This is a genomic window from Streptomyces sp. NPDC085596, assembly GCF_044541565.1.
Lineage (GTDB): Bacteria > Actinomycetota > Actinomycetes > Streptomycetales > Streptomycetaceae > Streptomyces.
On record NZ_JBITTC010000004.1, the window covers coordinates 122,916 to 138,939 of the forward strand.

The window sequence follows — 16,024 nt, forward strand, 5'->3', positions numbered from 1 at the left end:
GGGCCCCGCCGCGCACCCGGGCGGCGAGTCCCGCCGTAGCCCGCGCGAGGGGCGCTCGTAGGATGACCGGCATGGTCGGCCCCCTGCACCAGCGCACCCCGCGACCGCCCCTGCGGCGCCCGCTCGCGCTGCTCGTGCTCGCGGTGCTGGCCGGGCTGCTCGGCATGCACGCGCTGGCGCCGGTCGGCGGCACCGGGCACCCGGAGCACGCCCACGCCGTCCACGCGGGTGCCGTCATCGACGCGCCCGGCGACTGCCCCGACGGCCACTGCGGCGGCCACCACATGCACCACGCCGACCCGACCTGCGCGTGCGGTGCAGTCGGCGGCGGGCCCGAACTGCCGGAGCCGGTCGTGGGACCGGCAGGCGCGCCCGAGCCGTGCGGCGACCCGCGCACCCGTGCCGCCACCGCGCCGGACAGCGCCCGCGCGCCCCCCTCACTCGCCGAACTCCAGCTCCTGCGGATCTAGAGGCACCCACGACCGCGCGCCCCTGAAGCGCGGCCGTCTCCAGGTGTGCCCAAAACCCCATCCACCAGCAGGAGTTCCCGCATGACCACCTCCCACGCGATCCGCCGTGCCGCGCTCGGCACCGCCACCGTCGCCGCAGCCCTCCTCCTCGCCGCCTGCGGCGGGGACAAGCACACCGGCGCCCACGGCGCCCCGGCAGCGTCGGCCGAGGCCGACGCCCACAACGCCCAGGACGTCACCTTCGCGCAGGGCATGATCCCGCACCACCAGCAGGCCCTGGAGATGGCCCGGCTGGCCCCCGGTCGCGCCGCCTCCGCCGAGGTGAAGGCGCTGGCCGGCCGGATCGAGAAGGCACAGGACCCGGAGATCCGCACCATGACCGGCTGGCTGAAGTCCTGGGGCGAAGAGGCCCCGATGGCTGGCATGGACCACTCGCGGCACGGCGGCATGGCAGGCATGTCCGGGATGATGAGCGCCGACGACATGACGGCCCTGGAGAAGGCCACCGGCGCGGACTTCGACAGGAAGTTCCTGACCCTGATGATCGCCCACCACCAGGGCGCCGTGGAGATGGCCGGCACGGAGCAGGCCAAGGGCCGTGACGGCCGCGCGATGAAGATGGCGGACGACGTGATCGCCGCGCAGAGCGCCGAGATCAAGGAGATGAAGGGCCTGCTCGGCGAGAAGTGACCGAAATGGGCGGGGCCGGAGCCGCGAGCTCCGGCCCCGCCCTCACGGGCTCAGCCCGCCTGCCCCAGCACCTTCTCCAGCGTGCCCAGCGCCGACCGCAGTTCATCCGCCGTCACCGTCAGCGGGGGAGCGAGCCTGATGGTGGAGCCGTGGGTGTCCTTGACGAGGATTCCCTCGCGCATCAGCCGCTCGCTGATCTCCCGGCCCGTGCCCAGCGCCGGGTCCACGTCCACGCCCGCCCACAGACCCCGCGCCCGGAACCCGGTCACCCCGTGACCGCGCAGCGCCTCAAGCCCCTCCCGCAGGACCGTACCCAGCTCGTCGGCGCGGCGCTGGAACTCGCCCGTCTCCAGCAGCTCGACCACCGCCGTGCCCACCGCCGCCGCCAGCGGGTTGCCGCCGAAGGTGGAGCCGTGCTCGCCCGGACCCAGCACGCCCATCACCTCGCGCCGGGCCACCACCGCCGACACCGGCACGATGCCGCCGCCCAGCGCCTTGCCCAGCAGCAGCACGTCCGGCACCACCGACTCGTGCTCGACGGCGAGGGTGCGGCCGGTGCGGCCGAGACCGGACTGGATCTCGTCCGCGATGAACAGGCACCCCTTGCGCCGGGTCAGCTCCCGGACACCGGTCAGATAGCCCTCGTCCGGGATGATCACCCCGGCCTCGCCCTGGATGGGCTCGATCAGCACCGCGGCCGTCGTCTCGTCGACCGCCTCCTCCAGCGCGGCCAGGTCGTTGTACGGCACGATCTTGAAACCGGGCGTGAAGGGGCCGAAGCCCGCCCGCGCCGTCTCGTCCGTGGAGAAGCTGACGATGGTCGTCGTACGGCCGTGGAAGTTGTCCGCCGCGACCACGATCGTGGCCTGCCCCTCGGGCACGCCCTTCACGTCGTACGCCCACTTGCGGGCCACCTTGATGCCGCTCTCCACCGCCTCCGCGCCGGTGTTCATCGGCAGCACCATGTCCAGCCCGGTCAGCGCCGCGAGCCGCTCCGCGAACTCGGCGAGCCGGTCGTTGTGGAAGGCGCGGGAGGTCAGGGTCAGCCGGTCCAGCTGGTCGTGCGCGGCCTGGAGCAGCGCCGGGTGGCGGTGGCCGAAGTTGAGGGCCGAGTAGCCCGCCAGCATGTCGAGGTACCGGCGGCCCTCGACGTCCTCCACCCAGGCGCCCTCGGCCCGTGCCACGACGACGGGCAGCGGGTGGTAGTTGTGCGCGAGCACCGGCTCCTCCGCCCGGATCAGGTCGGCGGACGTGCGCGCGTGCGCGGGTGCGGTCATGAGCGGATCTCCTGAGTGCAGCACTTGATGCCGCCGCCTGCCTTGTGCAGCTCCGACAGATCGACGGGCACGGGGTCGTAGCCATGCGTCGCCAGGCGCTCGGCGAGCACCTCGGCCTGGGGGGCGATGAAGACGTGCCGGCCGTCGGACACGGAGTTCAGGCCGAATGCCATCGCGTCGTCACGGGTGGCGAGCACCGCGTCCGGGTACAGCCGCTGGAGCACCTCGCGGCTGCCCGCCGAGAACGCCTCCGGGTAGTAGGCGATGTTGTCGTCGTCCAGCACGAACAGCGCCGTGTCCAGGTGGTAGAAGTACGGGTCCACCAGGGTCAGGGCGATCACCGGGTGGCCGAAGAACTCCTGCGCCTCGCGGTGGGCGTCGCGGGTGGTGCGGAAACCGGTGCCGGCCAGCACGTACCGTCCGGTCCACACGAGGTCGCCCTCGCCCTCGGTCACCGCCAGCGGGCGGTACACGTCGTACCCCGCCGTCTTGAACCAGGAGTCGTAGTGCAGCGACTCCGGGCGCCGCTCGGGCGCGTGGAACAGCGAGCCGAACACCCGGCCGCCGACCACGAAGGCGGCGTTGGCCGCGAAGACCATGTCGGGCAGGCCCGGCACCGGGTCGACCGCGTCCACGGTGTGACCATGGGCGCGGTAGGCGTCGATCAGCGTCTGCCACTGGGACTGGGCGAGATCGACGTCCACGGGGGCGTCGGGGCGCATCCAGGCGTTGATCGCGTACTGCACGGTGAAGTGCCTGGGTTCGCAGACCAGAAAGCGCCGGGGGCGCTGCGCACGGGTTTCGGCCACAGAGGGTTTCCTCCGCTTTCCAGTGTGTTACTCACGGCGGTGACACCACGGTAGAAACACCGGCCGAGGCGCGACAAGCGACGAAAGCTGCGTGATCGCGCAGGATCGCTGCGTGTCCACTGGTCAGGACGCACGAGACCTGCGCGCTGGGCAGGTTTGAGCGTGGTTCGGGTGGCGATCACTCGGGCGCGGCCTGGGTGGCGCCCGCCTCGGGGCTTTCCGGGAGGAGGTGGGACAGCACCATCACGCTGATCGTCTTCCGGATGAACGGTTCGGCGCGGATGCGCTCCAGCACCCCCTCGAAGTGCTCCACGTCCCGCGCCCGCACATGCAGCAGGGCGTCCGCGCCCCCGGTCACCGTCATGGCGGCCGTGATCTCCGGGTGGTTGCTGACCACCTCCGCGAGCCGCCGGGGCGGGGCGGCGCCCTCGCAGTAGACCTCGACGTACGCCTCCGTACGCCAGCCGAGCGCGGAGGGTTGCACGGTCGCCGTGAACCCGGTGATCACCCCGGTGTCCCGGAGCCGGTCCACCCGCCGCTTGACCGCCGTGGCCGACAGCCCGACGGCCGCGCCGATCTCGGCGAAGCTGCTCCGGGCGTTCGCCATCAGCGCGGTGATGATCTTGCGGTCGAGGTCGTCGAAGGACGCGGCCCTGCTGTTCATGCGGGCACTGTAATCAGCCGCGCCCGCCTCCCGGCCACGGCGACGCGGCCTCCTACGACTGCGTGACGGCCAGCGCCGCCGTCAGCAGCCCCAGCACCACCCAGCCGAACCAGAGCCAGCCGTTGCTGCCGAGCGCGACCGTGTACGCCGTGACGACGACGAGACCGCCCACGGTCAGCGCCCCCATCGCCCTGGTGGAACCGTCCGCCTTGCTGGAACCTCGTATGGAACCGGGCATCGCGGCACCCTCCTAGTGGTCCGTCCACCACCATCGTGCCCCGGTTCCGGCACCACCGGCACACCGATGGGCCGCGCAATCCGTGCGGGAATCAGCCCTCGCGCGCGCTCAGCGAGGCCAGATAGGCGTTGTACGCCGCCAGCTCCTGGTCGCCGTCCCGGTCCGCCGCCCGGTCCGTGCGGCGGGCCTGCCGCTGCTCGGAGCGGTACCACTGGAACAGCAGCGCGATCAGCACCAGCACCGACGGGATCTCACTGAACGCCCACGCGATACCGCCGGCCGCGCCCTGGTCCGAGAGCGCGTCGATACCCAGTGAGGCGGGCGGGTTCTTGAACGTCTTCACCATCGGCTCCGACGCCATCATCAGCGCGATGCCGAAGAAGGCGTGGAACGGCATGCCCGCGAACAGCTCCAGCATCCGCATCAGATGGTTCGGGCGGCGCGGGCCCGGATCGACGCCGATGATCGGCCAGAAGAACACCACGCCGACCGCCAGGAAGTGCACCATCATGGCGATGTGCCCGGCCCTGGACCCCATCAGGAAGTCGAAGGCCGGCGAGAAGTACAGCGCGTACAGGCTGGCGATGAACAGCGGGATCGTGAACGCCGGATGCGTGATGAACCGCATGTACCGGCTGTGCAGCAGCGCCAGCAGCAGTTCACGCGGGCCGGTGCGGCCCCGCCCCGCCGTCGGCAGCGCCCGCAGTGCCAGCGTCACCGGCGCGCCCAGCAGGATCAGGATCGGCGACAGCATGCTGATCACCATGTGCTGCACCATGTGCACGCTGAACATGACCATGCCGTAGTCGTTCAGCCGGGTGCACATCACCAGGGCGATGGTCAGCACACCGACGGCGTAGGACACCGTCCGCGACACCGGCCACGCGTCCCCGCGCCGCCGCAGCCGCAGCACACCCCAGCCGTACAGCGCGAGCCCGGCCAGGCAGGCGGCCAGGAAGAAGGGGTCCGCCGACCACACGAGCCCCCGTCCCAGCGTGAACGGCGGCAGATCCGGCACCATGCCGTGCCCGCTGTGGTCCATCCGGCGGCTCCTGGTTCGTGGGGGTTGAGCGGTTTCTGTCCGCACTCAGGGTACGGGCGCCCCCGCGCCCGGCCGTGAGCGGGGTCCGCCGCCGCCCGCTACAGCACGCACTCCGCCTCGGCGTACCGCTCCGCCGGGACCGTCTTCAGGGTGCTGACCGCCTCGGCCAGCGGCACCATCACGATGTCCGTGCCGTGCAGCGCGGTCATCCGGCCGAACTCCTCCCGGTGCACCGCCTCCACCGCGTGCCAGCCGAACCGGGTGGCCAGCACCCGGTCGTACGCCGTCGGTGTGCCGCCGCGCTGCACATGACCGAGGATCACCGGCCGCGCCTCCTTGCCGAGCCGCTGCTCCAGCTCCACGGAGAGCTGCCGGGCGATGCCGGCGAAGCGTTCATGGCCGTAGACGTCCCGGCCGCCCTCGTCGAACTCCATGGAGCCCGGACGCGGCTTGGCGCCCTCGGCGGCCACCACGATGGCGAACCGCTTGCCCGCCTCGAACCGGGCGCCGACCCGGCGCGTCAACTCCTCGATGTCGAAGGGCCGTTCCGGCACGACGATGGCGTGCGCGCCGGCCGCCGTGCCCGAGTTCAGCGCTATCCAGCCGGTGTGGCGGCCCATGACCTCCACGATCAGCACCCGCTGATGGGACTCGGCGGTGGTCTTCAGCCGGTCCAGCGCCTCGGTGGCGACTCCCACGGCCGTGTCGAAGCCGAAGGTGACATCGGTCGCCGCGATGTCGTTGTCGATGGTCTTGGGCACGCCCACGATCGGCAGCCCGCTGTCCGACAGCAGCCGGGCCGCCTTCAGCGTGCCCTCACCGCCGATCGGGATGATCGCGTCGAGCCCGAGCTCCTCGACATGGCCCTTGACCCGCTCCACCCCGCCGCGCAGATGCTCCGGACGGACACGGGAGGAGCCGAGGATCGTGCCGCCGCGCGCCAGGATGCCGCTCACGGCGTCCAGGTCGAGCTTCAAGTAGTCGCACTCCAGCAGGCCCTTCCAGCCGTCGCGGAAGCCGATGACCTCGTCGCCGTGGTCGACGAGGGCTCGGTGCACGACGGACCGGATGACGGCGTTCAGGCCGGGGCAGTCGCCGCCGGAGGTGAGGACACCAATGCGCATAGCCCGGATTACCTTCTCGACGTGGGCCGGGAGACCGGACCACGTTGTCCGGCGGGTTCCCGGCCAGACTACCGGCGGCAGGGCCCCCTCACCCAGCGGGCGTCCGCCTGCTGGACGCACCCGCACAGGTGAGCGGACGACGCGTCAGGCGGGCCCGCGAGAGCTCGCGGGCCCGCCTGACGGGTGTACGGATATGCGGTTATCGCGACGATTACGCCGGCTGCTGCGCCGAGGCGATGCGCTCGTCACGCAGCGCCTCGTACCAGTGGTCGTCGATCGGCGGCAGCGCGTTCACGTCCAGCGCCAGCTTCAGCAGCAGGTCCGCGACCTGCGGGTTACGGGCCAGCACGGGGCCGTGCATGTACGTACCGAACACGGTCCCGTTGTACGCGCCCTCCGTGCCGTCACCGGTGCCGTTGCCCCGGCCCAGCCGGACCTGGGCGAAGGCGCGGGCGGTCGGGCCCAGATGGGTGACGCCCTGGTGGTTCTCGAAGCCGGTCAGCGGGGGCAGGCCCAGACGCGGGTCGATGTCCCCGAGCACATCGCCCACACACCGCTCGCCCTCGCCGCGCGTCGACGTCACGTCGAGCAGGCCGAGGCCCGGCTCGCGCTGGCCGAGGTCGTTGATGAACTCGTGGCCGAGGATCTGGTAGCCGGCGCACACGGAGAACACGATCGCGCCGTTCTCCACCGCGCGCTGGAGGTGCCCGTCGCGGCGCAGCCGCTCGGCCGCCAGCCGCTGCGGACGGTCCTCACCGCCACCGATCAGGTAGATGTCGCCCGAGGTCGGGATCGGCTGGTCGCTGCGCACGTCGAGACGGGCCACGTCCAGGCCGCGCTGCCGCGCCCGGCGTTCGACGACGAGGGCGTTGCCCTGGTCGCCGTAGGTGCTCAGCAGATCGGGATAGATCCACACCAGCCGCAGTTGGTTGTCGCTCATGAGGAGGTTGTCGCCCTTCTGGCTCAGTTGCCGACGCGGCGGCGCAGGTCCTGGAACGCGGTGTAGTTGGCGATGACCTCGATGCGGCCCGGCGGGGCCGCGGTGACGGCCTCGTCGAGGTTCTCGCACACCTGGAAGTGCTGGTTCGCCACTTCCAGACGGACGGCGAGGTCCAGCTTCCGGTCACCGATGACGAAGATCGGGTGGCCGGTGAGCCGGGTGTAGTCCACGTCCCACAGCCAGGAGGTGTCGGTGCCGTCCGCCCCGCGCGCGTTCACGGAGAGGATCACCGGGGTGGGCGGCGGGTCGATCAGGGAGAAGGTCTCCAGCCAGCCGGCCGGGTTCTTCGCCAGCAGCAGACGCAGGTCGCGGTTCTGGAACTGGACGACGTCATAGCGTCCGGCGACCGCCTGCACCTGGTACATGCGCTCCAGCGCCACCTGCGGCGGCACCCCGAACACGGCGGCGACGGCGGCCGAGCTGGCCGCGTTCGCCTTGTTGGCGCGGCCCGGCAGCTGGAGGTGGATCGGCCAGGCCGAGCCGTGCGGGTCCAGGACGTGGTCGCCGGAGAGCGCCCAGGTCGGCGTCGGACGGCGGAAGCCGCACTCGCCGCAGAACCAGTCGTCGCCGGGGCGCTGCATCACACCGCCGCAGGACGGGCAGGACCAGGCGTCGTCCTTCCACATCTGGCCGGCCGCGACCCAGACCACGTTCGGGGAGGACGAGGCCGCCCACACCACCAGCGGGTCGTCGCAGTTGGCGACGACGACGGCCTTCGAGCCGGACAGGCCCTCGCGCCAGTTCTCCGCGAGCATCCGGGTCTCGGCCGCGCGGTCCAGCTGGTCGCGGGAGAGGTTCAGCAGCGCGATGCACTTCGGGCTGGTGTCACGTGCCACACCGGCCAGGTACTTCTCGTCGACCTCGATGACACCGAACTTGGCGTCCGAGCCACCCGCGAGGGCGGAGGTGATACCGGCCGGCATGTTGGCGCCGAGCGCGTTGGACACGACCGGTCCGGCGGCGCGCAGTGCCTCCGCGATCAGCCGGGTGGTGGTGGTCTTGCCGTTGGTCGCCGACACCAGGACCACGTCCAGGTGGGTGGCGAGCCGGGCGAGCAGGTCGGGGTCGAGCCGCAGGGCGACCTTGCCGCCGATCACCGACCCGCTGCCGCGTCCCGCGGCGCGCGATGCCGCCGCGACCGCCTTGCCCGCGGTCACGGCCAGCTTGGCCCGCGGCGAGAGCGGGTCCGAGTTGCCTGCCATCAGTCCTCGATCCTCCTTGCGTACGCGCCGCGCCTGGGGCCATCCGGCAGCGTGGTGGGGGCCTCAGCCTATCGAGAACCGTTCGCACACCCGAATCCCGGTCCACCCGGCCCGCCCTCGCGCGCTCGGCGCGGGCCGAACGAACCGTACCCTTGCCGCCATGCGACACCGCTCGATACCGGGTGCCCACGGGCGCGTCCGGCCTCTCACCCTCCTCGGCGACCCCGTGCTGCACGCACCCTGCCGGGACGTCACCGACTTCGGGCCGGAACTCTCCGCGCTCGTGGCGGACTTGTTCGCCACCATGTACGCGAACGAGGGGGTGGGCCTGGCCGCCAACCAGATCGGCGTCGATCAGCGGGTGTTCGTGTACGACTGCCCGGACGACGAAGAGGTGCGCCACCTCGGCCATGTGGTCAACCCCCGGCTGGTCGCCGCCGACGGCCTGGAGTTCCTGGGCCCCGAGGGCTGCCTGTCGCTGCCGGGCCTGGAGGCGGGGACGGAGCGGTACGACCACGCCGTGGTCGAGGGAGTCACGATGGCGGGGGAGCCGGTCACCCTCGACGGCACCGGGTTCTTCGCCCGCTGCCTCCAGCACGAGTGCGACCATCTGGACGGCACGGTCTACGCCGACCGTGTGACGGGCCGCCGCCGGCGCAGACTGGACCGGCAGGTACGGCGGGCCCCCTGGCGCGGGTGAGGCCGGCCGGGGCGGTTCAGAAGCCCGGACCGCCCACGCGGTCACCGGCGGCCGCGAGGCGGCCCCACAGCAAGTCGGCCAGGGAGCGCACCAGTTCGGCTCGCGAGCAGGGGCGCTCGCCCAGCCACCAGTCTCCGGCGGCGTGCATCATGCCGACGATCCCGTGCCCCCAGACACGGGCCAGCTGCTGACTGCCCGGGCCGAGGTCCACCCGCTCCTCGATGACCTGGGCCAGCTCCTCGCCCATCCGGCGCAGCAGCGGGGCGCTGTGCTTGCCGACGTCGAAACCGTGGTCGCCGCCCTGGCCGCCCTCGGAGGGGTGCATCAGGAACCGGTACACCTGCGGCCGGGCCTCGATGGCGGCGAGGTAGGTGTCGAGCGTGGACTCCACACGCTCACGCCGTTCGGCCGGCGCGTCCAGCGCGGCGCGCAGCGAGTCGAGCAGGGCGTCGGTGTGCCGCATGGCGAGGGCCGCGTAGAGCCCGCCCTTGTCGCCGAAGTGGCGGTAGAGGATCGGCTTGGTGATGCCCGCCTCCGCGGCGATGGCGTTCATCGACGCCTGCGGGCCGTCGCGCAGCACCACCCGGTCGGCGGCCTCCAGCAGCTCCCGCCGTCGTCGGTCGGCGGACCGTTGCTGATCGGTCCGCTGTGTGGTGTCCATGTGGTCTCCCCACCCGTGCTGATTCGGTGACGCCTGCGCAAACTAACACTCACCGCGCCCCTGACATCGAACGGGATACCGAGGCGTCATCCGGAGTTGACTTTGCCTACCGGTCGGTAACACACTCTGGTTACCGCTAGTAACACCGTACGTGCTGCCGCTGGAGGGGACATGGCCGAGTTCACCATGGAGCTCAACGACGAACAGAAGGAGGTCCGGGACTGGCTGCACGGCTTCGCCGCCGACGTCATCCGGCCCGCGGCCGCCGAATGGGACGAGCGTGAGGAGACTCCCTGGCCGGTCATCCAGGAGGCCGCGAAGATCGGCGTCTACTCCCTCGACTTCTACGCCCAGCAGTTCTTCGACCCCACCGGCCTCGGCATACCGATGGTCATGGAGGAGCTGTTCTGGGGGGACGCCGGCATCGCCCTCTCCATCGTCGGCACCGGCCTCGCGGCCGTGGGCGTCCTCGCCAACGGCACCGAGGAGCAGATCGGCACCTGGATTCCGCAGATGTACGGCGATGTGAACGACGTCAAGGTCGCCGCCTTCTGCTCCTCCGAGCCCGACGCGGGCTCCGACGTGGCCTCCATGCGCACCCGCGCGGTGTACGACGAGGCCAAGGACGAGTGGGTGCTCAACGGCACGAAGACCTGGGCGACCAACGGCGGTATCGCGGGCGTCCATGTGGTCGTCGCCGTGGTCGACCCGGAGCTGGGCTCCAAGGGGCACGCCTCCTTCATCGTCCCGCCGGGGACGCCCGGGCTCAGCCAGGGCCAGAAGTTCAAGAAGCACGGCATCCGCGCCTCGCACACCGCCGAGGTCGTCCTGGAGAACGTGCGGGTGCCCGGTTCCTGCCTGCTGGGCGGCAAGGAGAAGCTGGACGAGCGGCTGGCCCGGGCGCGGGAGCGGGCCCGTAGTGGTGAGCGCGTGAAGAACGCGGCGATGGCCACGTTCGAGGCGTCTCGGCCCGCCGTGGGGGCCATGGCTGTGGGTACCGCTCGGGCCGCTTATGAGGTGGCCCTCGAATACGCCGTCACCCGTGAGCAGTTCGGGCGCCCCATTGTTGACAACCAGGGGGTCGCCTTCCAGTTGGCCGACATGCGGACGTCCATCGACGCGGCTCGGCTGCTGGTGTGGCGGGCGTCGTGGATGGCGGTGAACGGGAAGCCGTTCACCGCCGCCGAGGGGTCGATGTCCAAGCTGTTCGCCAGTGAGACGGCGAAGAAGGTCACCGGGCAGGCGATTCAGATTCTCGGGGGGAACGGGTACACCCGGGAGTATCCGGTCGAGCGGATGCATCGGGATGCGGCCATTTACACGATCTTCGAGGGGACGAGTGAGATTCAGCGGCTCGTCATTGCTCGGACCTTGGCCGGGGTGCCCATTCGGTAGCAGGTCGCGCCGGGCGCGGCGGAGCCGCATATGGGCACAGCCCCGCGCCCCTTCAGGTTGGCACTCTCACCGGTGTTTCAAGGGTGTGAGTTGCTCGATGTCGTAGCGCTTCCTCAACTCCTCTATCGCCTCTTGGTCCGGGGGGCCTCCCGCGTCCAGGATTTCCAGGAGTTCTTCGAAGTAGCGCTCGTGGTCCGGTGGGGGAGACGCCTGGAAGAACATGCGGGCCGGGGCGTCGGTCGGGTTGGCGAAGGCGTGGGGGCAGCCGGGCGGGACGACGATGACCGTGCCCGGTGTCGCCCGTACCACCCTTGTGCCCGAACTCGACTCCCACTTCTGCCAGTTGTCGGGGGTGCGGATGCGGGGCTCGAAGGCGAGGACATCGAGTTCGCCGTCGAGGACGTAGAACAGTTCCTCGCTGCGGGTGTGCACATGGGCGCCCACGTCGAAGCCCGGCGGGACCTCCACCTCGAAGGTGGAGGCCGTCCGCGAGTGGGTGCCGGTGACCTTGAACGTGACCCGCTGGGCGGCCGTCTCCATCACCCGGCCGTGCCCCGGCGGTACGAGCAGTCCCTCGGCCGTCGTCATGACCGGCTCACCAGGTCACCGGCAGGGCCTCGGGGCCCCGGATCAACGCGCCCTTGCGGAAGGGGACTTCCTCCGGCGGCACCGCGAGCTTCAGGCCCGGCACCCGGTCCAGCAGGACGTCCACCAGCAGCTCGGACTCCAGCCGGGCGAGCATCCCGCCGGGGCAGTAGTGCGGGCCGAAGCCGAACGCCACATGCGGATTGGGACTGCGCTCGACGTCGATGGTGTCCGGGTCGGGGAAGACCTCCGGGTCGCGGTTGGCGGCCAGGTAGGAGTTGTAGACCGCGTCGCCCGCGCGGATGCGGACGCCCCCGATCTCCACGTCCTCCAGAGCGATCCGGGAGAGGCCCACCGTGTTGCGGTGCGGGATGTAGCGCAGCAGCTCGTCGATCGCTCTCGGCCGGATCTCCGGGTCCGAGCGCAGTCGCTCGGCCAACTCCGGCCGGGTCAGCAGCAGATAGAACATCTGCCCGCTGTTGTTGGTGACCGCCTCGCCGCCGATCTGGAGCAGTACGGCGAGGCCGACCGCCTCCACCAGCGTGATCTCGTCCTGGTCCACGGCCGCGCTCAGCAGCGAGCAGACGTCGTCGCCGGGGCCGTACGCGCGGTGTCCGATGAGGTCCGTGAAGTAGGCGCTCATCTCGCGTTTGGCCTGCTCGCTGACCTCCTTGCCGTGCGCGGAGGACAGGATCAGCTGGGTCCACTCGTGCATGGCGTGCTGGTCGGCGGGCGGGACGCCCATCAGCTCGCAGATCACCGCGATGGGGAACGGGCTGAGCACCGCGCTGGTGAGGTCGGCGGGCGGGCCGTCCCGGAGGAGTCTGTCCACCAGCTCCTCCAGCACGGTCCGCGAGCGCTCCCGGACCCGTTCCACGCCCTTGGCGGTGAACGCGGCGGCTACCGCGCGGCGCAGCCGGGTGTGGTCGGGCGGGTCGAGGAAGCCGACCGCGCCCCGGTCCGGGATGAAGTGCGGAGCGAGCCGGGTGACCTGCTTGTCCATCACGGCTTCCCGGCCGAAACGGGGGTCGTTGGTCACCATCCGTACGTCGTCGTACCTGGTGACCAGCCACGCCCAGCCCTCGCCGTTGGGCAGCTGGATGCGGGTGACCGGGCCCTCGTTCATCAGCTCGGTCAGCACCGGGTCGAAGTCGGTGCCCGCCAGGTCGGTCGCGGGCCACTCCCGGATCGGGGGCGGGGTCCCGGTGAGCGTCTCGTCGGTCATGGCGCCCCTCCTAGTCCCGGTCGGCCCAGCGGCCGACGGTCATCTCGGCGGTGATGCCGGGCCCGAACCCGGCCAGCAGTCCGCGCGCCCGGTTCTCGGCACCGCCGTCGTCGAACAGCCGGCGCAGCGCGTCCAGGACGACGGCGCTGGCGATGTTGCCGTACTCGGTGAGCGTGGCCCGGCTGAACCGGAACGCGTGCGGCTCGACCTTCAGGAACTTGCTGAGGTCGTCGAGTATTCGGGGGCCGCCGGCGTGGATGATGTAGAAGTCCAGGTCGGAGGCGTTCCAGCCGTGGGTGCCGGCGAGGTCCTGGAGCGCCGGGGCCAGCGGCTCCATCGTGGTCGGCACCCGCTTGTCCAGCAGGAAGTGGAACCCGGTGTCCCGGACGTCGTACGAGATCCAGTCCTCGGTCTTGGGGATCAGGTACGAGCCGTTGCGCTCCAGTTCCACACCCGTGCCGCCCCGGCCGCGCACCACGGCGGCAGCGATGCCGTCGCCGAACAGGCCGTTGGAGAGCAGGGAGCCGACGCCGAGGTCGGTCGGCTGGTAGCAGAGCGAGCAGAACTCGCAGGCCACGATGAGGGCGTTGGCCTCCGGGTAGGCCGTGCAGAAGTCGTGCGCCCGGTTGATGGCGGCGCCGCCGGCCGCGCACCCCAGCTGGGCGATGGGCAGCTGCCGGGTGGTGCTGGAGAAGTCCATCTCGTTGATCAGCCACGCGGTGAGCGACGGCATCATGAAGCCGGTGCACGACACGTAGACGATGACATCGATGTCAGAGGTGAGGAGTTCGGCCGAGTCCAGCGCCTGCTGGATCACCGCGGGCACCCGGGCCTTGGCCTCGTGCTCGTACAGCTTGTTGCGCTGCTCGAAGCCCGGATGCTTCAGGGTCTCCTCGATGGGCTGCACGATGTGCCGGGTGCGCACTCCGGTGTTCTCGATCAGCCGGAGGGCCAGTGGGAGCTGTGGGTTGTCCGCGTGGTGCGTGCGGGCCAGCTCCAGGGTCTCCTCCATGGTGATCACGTGTTCCGGCACGGACACCGAGGGTCTGCACAAAGTCGCCATGAGCGGTCCCTGCTTTCGCCGTCCGGCGGGCCTTCGTCCGCCGGTCAGAAGGTGGTCCACCCACACTCACCCGGAAGGCCGACGATCTCGCGCCGAATTACTCCGAACCGGCGAGAACAGAGAGTCACAAAAGCGGGTTTCAGCAGCTCAGGGCGACTAGAAAAGGGGCGCGGGGAACTGCGCGACAAGCCACGCCGCCGCAGCACCCCACCACGCACCGGACCCCCTACGGCGCCCCACTGCTATGAGCGATGCACGCCACATCGATCCGGTCCGCCAGCTTCGCCAACTCAATGGTCAGCTCGGCAACGGTGTCCTCATCGAGCCCCCGCTCCCCAGCCTCCACCAGATGCACCCACCGCGCGCCCACGCTGCGCAGCAACTTGCTGACGTCGGACGCCGACACCCGCAGCGCACCACGCTCGTCCACGATCAGGGGCAGGGTCACTTCGCCGTTCACAGACCGGATCGTATCCGTGCGATCCTCACGCTCCCTGCCAAACGGTGGTGATGTTGCAGAACTCCCGGATTCCCTGCGCGGACAGTTCACGTCCGTACCCGGACCGCTTGATCCCGCCGAAGGGGAACGCGGCGTGCGAGGCGGTCATGCCGTTGACGAACACGCCCCCGGCCTCCAGGTCCCGCGCGCAGTGCGCCATCTCGTCCTCGTCCCGCGTCCACACGCTCGAACTCAGCCCGAACGGCGAGTCGTTGGCGATCAGGATCGCGTCCTCCAGGTCGTCCGCCCGGTACACGGTCGCCACCGGGCCGAACGCCTCCTCTCGGTGGATGCGCATCTCCCGCGCGACGTCCGCGATCACGGTCGGCGGGTAGTACCAGCCCACGCCCTCGGGCCGCTCGCCCCCGCACAGCACGGCGGCCCCGCTGCGGCGCGCGTCGTCGACCAGTTCCTCGACGTCCGCCCTGCCCTGCTCGGTGGCGAGCGGCCCGACGTCGGTGTTCTCGTCCATGGGGTCGCCGACGGTCAGGTCCCTCATCCCGGCGACGAACTTCTCCAGGAAGGTGTCGTACACGTCCGTGTGCACGATGAACCGCTTCGCGGCGATGCAGGACTGCCCGTTGTTCTGAACCCGAGCCGTCACCGCGACCTTCGCCGCCCGGTCGAGGTCGGCGGAGGGCATCACCAGGTACGGGTCGCTGCCGCCCAGCTCCAGCACCGTCTTCTTGACCATCTCGCCCGCGGTGGAGGCGACCGCCCGCCCGGCCGGTTCGCTGCCGGTGAGGGTGGCCGCCTTGATCCGCTCGTCCCGGAGGATCTCGTCGACGGCGGCCGAGCCGACCAGCAGCGTCTGGAAGCAGCCGGCCGGGAACCCGGCCCGCTGGAACAGGTCCTCCAGGTAGAGGGCGGTCTGCGGCACGTTGGAGGCGTGCTTGAGCAGTCCGACGTTGCCCGCCATCAGCGCGGGCGCGGCGAACCGGATCACCTGCCAGAGCGGGAAGTTCCACGGCATCACCGCGAGCACCGGGCCGAGCGGGCGGTAGACGACCCGGACCCGCGAGGCTCCGGAGTCCCGTACGTCGGCCTCGTCCGGCACCTCGTCGGCGAGCAGCCCCTCGGCCCGCTCGGCGTACCAGCGCATCGCCTTGACGCACTTGGCGGCCTCCGCGCGGGCCTGTGCCAGCGGCTTGCCCATCTCGGTCGTCATGACCCGGGCGACCTCGTCGTTGTCCGACTCCAGCAGGTCGGCGGCCCGGTTCAGCAGGCGGGCCCGGTCGGCGAACGCGGTCGTCCGGTAGGTCCGGAAGGTGGCCTCGGCGAGCTGGAGCCGGCGCTCCACCTCGGCGTCGTCCATCGGCTCGTACGTCTTGACCGTCTCGCCGTTCGCCGGGTTCACCGTGGCGATGGGCATGGCTGACC

18 protein-coding genes are annotated in these 16,024 nt (G+C 71.1%); 4 read left to right on the top strand and 14 right to left on the bottom strand.

What is annotated here, in order from left to right; all coding sequences use genetic code 11:
- Positions 1-71: 71 nt before the first annotated feature.
- Both ACIGA3_RS13695 and ACIGA3_RS13700 read left to right on the top strand, forming a co-directional pair.
- A complete protein-coding gene (locus ACIGA3_RS13695) occupies positions 72-470 on the top strand; it encodes a DUF6153 family protein (RefSeq protein WP_399714316.1) in 399 nt (132 codons plus the stop codon).
- 81 nt (positions 471-551) lie between these two features.
- Positions 552-1,160 carry a DUF305 domain-containing protein gene (locus ACIGA3_RS13700; protein WP_399714318.1) on the top strand — a complete coding sequence of 203 codons (609 nt, stop codon included), beginning with the start codon at positions 552-554 and terminating at the stop codon, positions 1,158-1,160.
- Between the two features lie 50 nt (positions 1,161-1,210).
- Here the strand turns inward: ACIGA3_RS13700 and rocD are convergent, their stop codons facing one another.
- From rocD to ACIGA3_RS13740, 8 genes are all read right to left on the bottom strand, one after another.
- Entirely contained in the window at positions 1,211-2,437 is a 1,227-nt protein-coding gene (gene rocD / locus ACIGA3_RS13705; protein ID WP_399714321.1) for an ornithine--oxo-acid transaminase, read from the bottom strand.
- Positions 2,434-3,246, bottom strand: coding sequence for a dimethylargininase (gene ddaH / locus ACIGA3_RS13710; RefSeq protein ID WP_399714323.1), 813 nt, complete (start codon positions 3,244-3,246; stop codon positions 2,434-2,436). The genes rocD and ddaH overlap by 4 nt, the downstream gene beginning before the upstream one ends.
- Positions 3,247-3,424: 178 nt before the next feature.
- The gene (locus ACIGA3_RS13715; protein ID WP_399714324.1) at positions 3,425-3,910 is read right to left on the bottom strand and encodes an Lrp/AsnC family transcriptional regulator; all 486 of its coding nucleotides are present in this window, start codon (positions 3,908-3,910) and stop codon (positions 3,425-3,427) included.
- 52 nt (positions 3,911-3,962) lie between these two features.
- Positions 3,963-4,148 (bottom strand): hypothetical protein, encoded by a 186-nt coding sequence (locus ACIGA3_RS13720; protein WP_399714327.1) that lies wholly within the window; start codon positions 4,146-4,148, stop codon positions 3,963-3,965.
- A 91-nt stretch (positions 4,149-4,239) separates the two neighbouring features.
- Positions 4,240-5,190: a cytochrome c oxidase assembly protein gene (locus tag ACIGA3_RS13725; protein ID WP_399714330.1), complete on the bottom strand. Its 951-nt coding sequence runs from the start codon at positions 5,188-5,190 to the stop codon at positions 4,240-4,242.
- Between the two features lie 98 nt (positions 5,191-5,288).
- The gene (locus tag ACIGA3_RS13730; RefSeq protein WP_399714333.1) at positions 5,289-6,314 is read right to left on the bottom strand and encodes a 6-phosphofructokinase; all 1,026 of its coding nucleotides are present in this window, start codon (positions 6,312-6,314) and stop codon (positions 5,289-5,291) included.
- Positions 6,315-6,525: 211 nt separating this feature from the next.
- Positions 6,526-7,254 carry a type 1 glutamine amidotransferase gene (locus ACIGA3_RS13735; protein ID WP_399714335.1) on the bottom strand — a complete coding sequence of 243 codons (729 nt, stop codon included), beginning with the start codon at positions 7,252-7,254 and terminating at the stop codon, positions 6,526-6,528.
- A 23-nt stretch (positions 7,255-7,277) separates the two neighbouring features.
- Complete coding sequence (locus ACIGA3_RS13740) at positions 7,278-8,516, bottom strand: MurT ligase domain-containing protein (RefSeq protein ID WP_030809069.1); 1,239 nt, start codon at positions 8,514-8,516, stop codon at positions 7,278-7,280.
- Between the two features lie 160 nt (positions 8,517-8,676).
- Here ACIGA3_RS13740 and def point away from each other — a divergent pair, with 160 nt between their 5' ends.
- Positions 8,677-9,216 carry a peptide deformylase gene (def, locus tag ACIGA3_RS13745; protein ID WP_399714338.1) on the top strand — a complete coding sequence of 180 codons (540 nt, stop codon included), beginning with the start codon at positions 8,677-8,679 and terminating at the stop codon, positions 9,214-9,216.
- A gap of 16 nt (positions 9,217-9,232) precedes the next feature.
- Here the strand turns inward: def and ACIGA3_RS13750 are convergent, their stop codons facing one another.
- Positions 9,233-9,877, bottom strand: a complete 645-nt coding sequence (locus tag ACIGA3_RS13750) for a TetR family transcriptional regulator (protein WP_399714341.1) — start codon at positions 9,875-9,877, stop codon at positions 9,233-9,235.
- A gap of 171 nt (positions 9,878-10,048) precedes the next feature.
- On the opposite strand from ACIGA3_RS13750, the gene ACIGA3_RS13755 reads away from it, so the two are divergent.
- Positions 10,049-11,272 carry an acyl-CoA dehydrogenase family protein gene (locus tag ACIGA3_RS13755; protein ID WP_399714343.1) on the top strand — a complete coding sequence of 408 codons (1,224 nt, stop codon included), beginning with the start codon at positions 10,049-10,051 and terminating at the stop codon, positions 11,270-11,272.
- A 66-nt stretch (positions 11,273-11,338) separates the two neighbouring features.
- Here ACIGA3_RS13755 and ACIGA3_RS13760 read toward each other — a convergent pair whose 3' ends face one another.
- The 5 genes from ACIGA3_RS13760 to ACIGA3_RS13780 form a co-directional block, all read right to left on the bottom strand.
- Complete coding sequence (locus ACIGA3_RS13760) at positions 11,339-11,860, bottom strand: cupin domain-containing protein (protein WP_399714345.1); 522 nt, start codon at positions 11,858-11,860, stop codon at positions 11,339-11,341.
- 7 nt (positions 11,861-11,867) lie between these two features.
- On the bottom strand, positions 11,868-13,082 hold the full coding sequence (locus ACIGA3_RS13765; protein ID WP_399714348.1) for a cytochrome P450: 1,215 nt from the start codon (positions 13,080-13,082) through the stop codon (positions 11,868-11,870).
- Positions 13,083-13,092: 10 nt separating this feature from the next.
- Complete coding sequence (locus ACIGA3_RS13770) at positions 13,093-14,145, bottom strand: type III polyketide synthase (protein WP_399714351.1); 1,053 nt, start codon at positions 14,143-14,145, stop codon at positions 13,093-13,095.
- A gap of 226 nt (positions 14,146-14,371) precedes the next feature.
- Positions 14,372-14,605, bottom strand: coding sequence for a DUF6213 family protein (locus tag ACIGA3_RS13775; RefSeq protein ID WP_217460603.1), 234 nt, complete (start codon positions 14,603-14,605; stop codon positions 14,372-14,374).
- A gap of 25 nt (positions 14,606-14,630) precedes the next feature.
- Positions 14,631-16,016, bottom strand: a complete 1,386-nt coding sequence (locus ACIGA3_RS13780) for an NADP-dependent succinic semialdehyde dehydrogenase (RefSeq protein ID WP_399714355.1) — start codon at positions 16,014-16,016, stop codon at positions 14,631-14,633.
- Positions 16,017-16,024 lie beyond the last annotated feature (8 nt).

Coding starts and splice junctions, on each gene's coding strand:
- ACIGA3_RS13695 (WP_399714316.1), top strand. CDS start 72: ATGGTCGGCCCCCTGCACCAGCGCACCCCGCGACCGCCCCTGCGGCGC.
- ACIGA3_RS13700 (WP_399714318.1), top strand. CDS start 552: ATGACCACCTCCCACGCGATCCGCCGTGCCGCGCTCGGCACCGCCACC.
- rocD (WP_399714321.1), bottom strand. CDS start 2,437: ATGACCGCACCCGCGCACGCGCGCACGTCCGCCGACCTGATCCGGGCG.
- ACIGA3_RS13715 (WP_399714324.1), bottom strand. CDS start 3,910: ATGAACAGCAGGGCCGCGTCCTTCGACGACCTCGACCGCAAGATCATC.
- ACIGA3_RS13720 (WP_399714327.1), bottom strand. CDS start 4,148: ATGCCCGGTTCCATACGAGGTTCCAGCAAGGCGGACGGTTCCACCAGG.
- ACIGA3_RS13725 (WP_399714330.1), bottom strand. CDS start 5,190: ATGGACCACAGCGGGCACGGCATGGTGCCGGATCTGCCGCCGTTCACG.
- ACIGA3_RS13730 (WP_399714333.1), bottom strand. CDS start 6,314: ATGCGCATTGGTGTCCTCACCTCCGGCGGCGACTGCCCCGGCCTGAAC.
- ACIGA3_RS13735 (WP_399714335.1), bottom strand. CDS start 7,254: ATGAGCGACAACCAACTGCGGCTGGTGTGGATCTATCCCGATCTGCTG.
- ACIGA3_RS13740 (WP_030809069.1), bottom strand. CDS start 8,516: ATGGCAGGCAACTCGGACCCGCTCTCGCCGCGGGCCAAGCTGGCCGTG.
- def (WP_399714338.1), top strand. CDS start 8,677: ATGCGACACCGCTCGATACCGGGTGCCCACGGGCGCGTCCGGCCTCTC.
- ACIGA3_RS13750 (WP_399714341.1), bottom strand. CDS start 9,877: ATGGACACCACACAGCGGACCGATCAGCAACGGTCCGCCGACCGACGA.
- ACIGA3_RS13755 (WP_399714343.1), top strand. CDS start 10,049: ATGGCCGAGTTCACCATGGAGCTCAACGACGAACAGAAGGAGGTCCGG.
- ACIGA3_RS13760 (WP_399714345.1), bottom strand. CDS start 11,860: ATGACGACGGCCGAGGGACTGCTCGTACCGCCGGGGCACGGCCGGGTG.
- ACIGA3_RS13765 (WP_399714348.1), bottom strand. CDS start 13,082: ATGACCGACGAGACGCTCACCGGGACCCCGCCCCCGATCCGGGAGTGG.
- ACIGA3_RS13770 (WP_399714351.1), bottom strand. CDS start 14,145: ATGGCGACTTTGTGCAGACCCTCGGTGTCCGTGCCGGAACACGTGATC.
- ACIGA3_RS13780 (WP_399714355.1), bottom strand. CDS start 16,016: ATGCCCATCGCCACGGTGAACCCGGCGAACGGCGAGACGGTCAAGACG.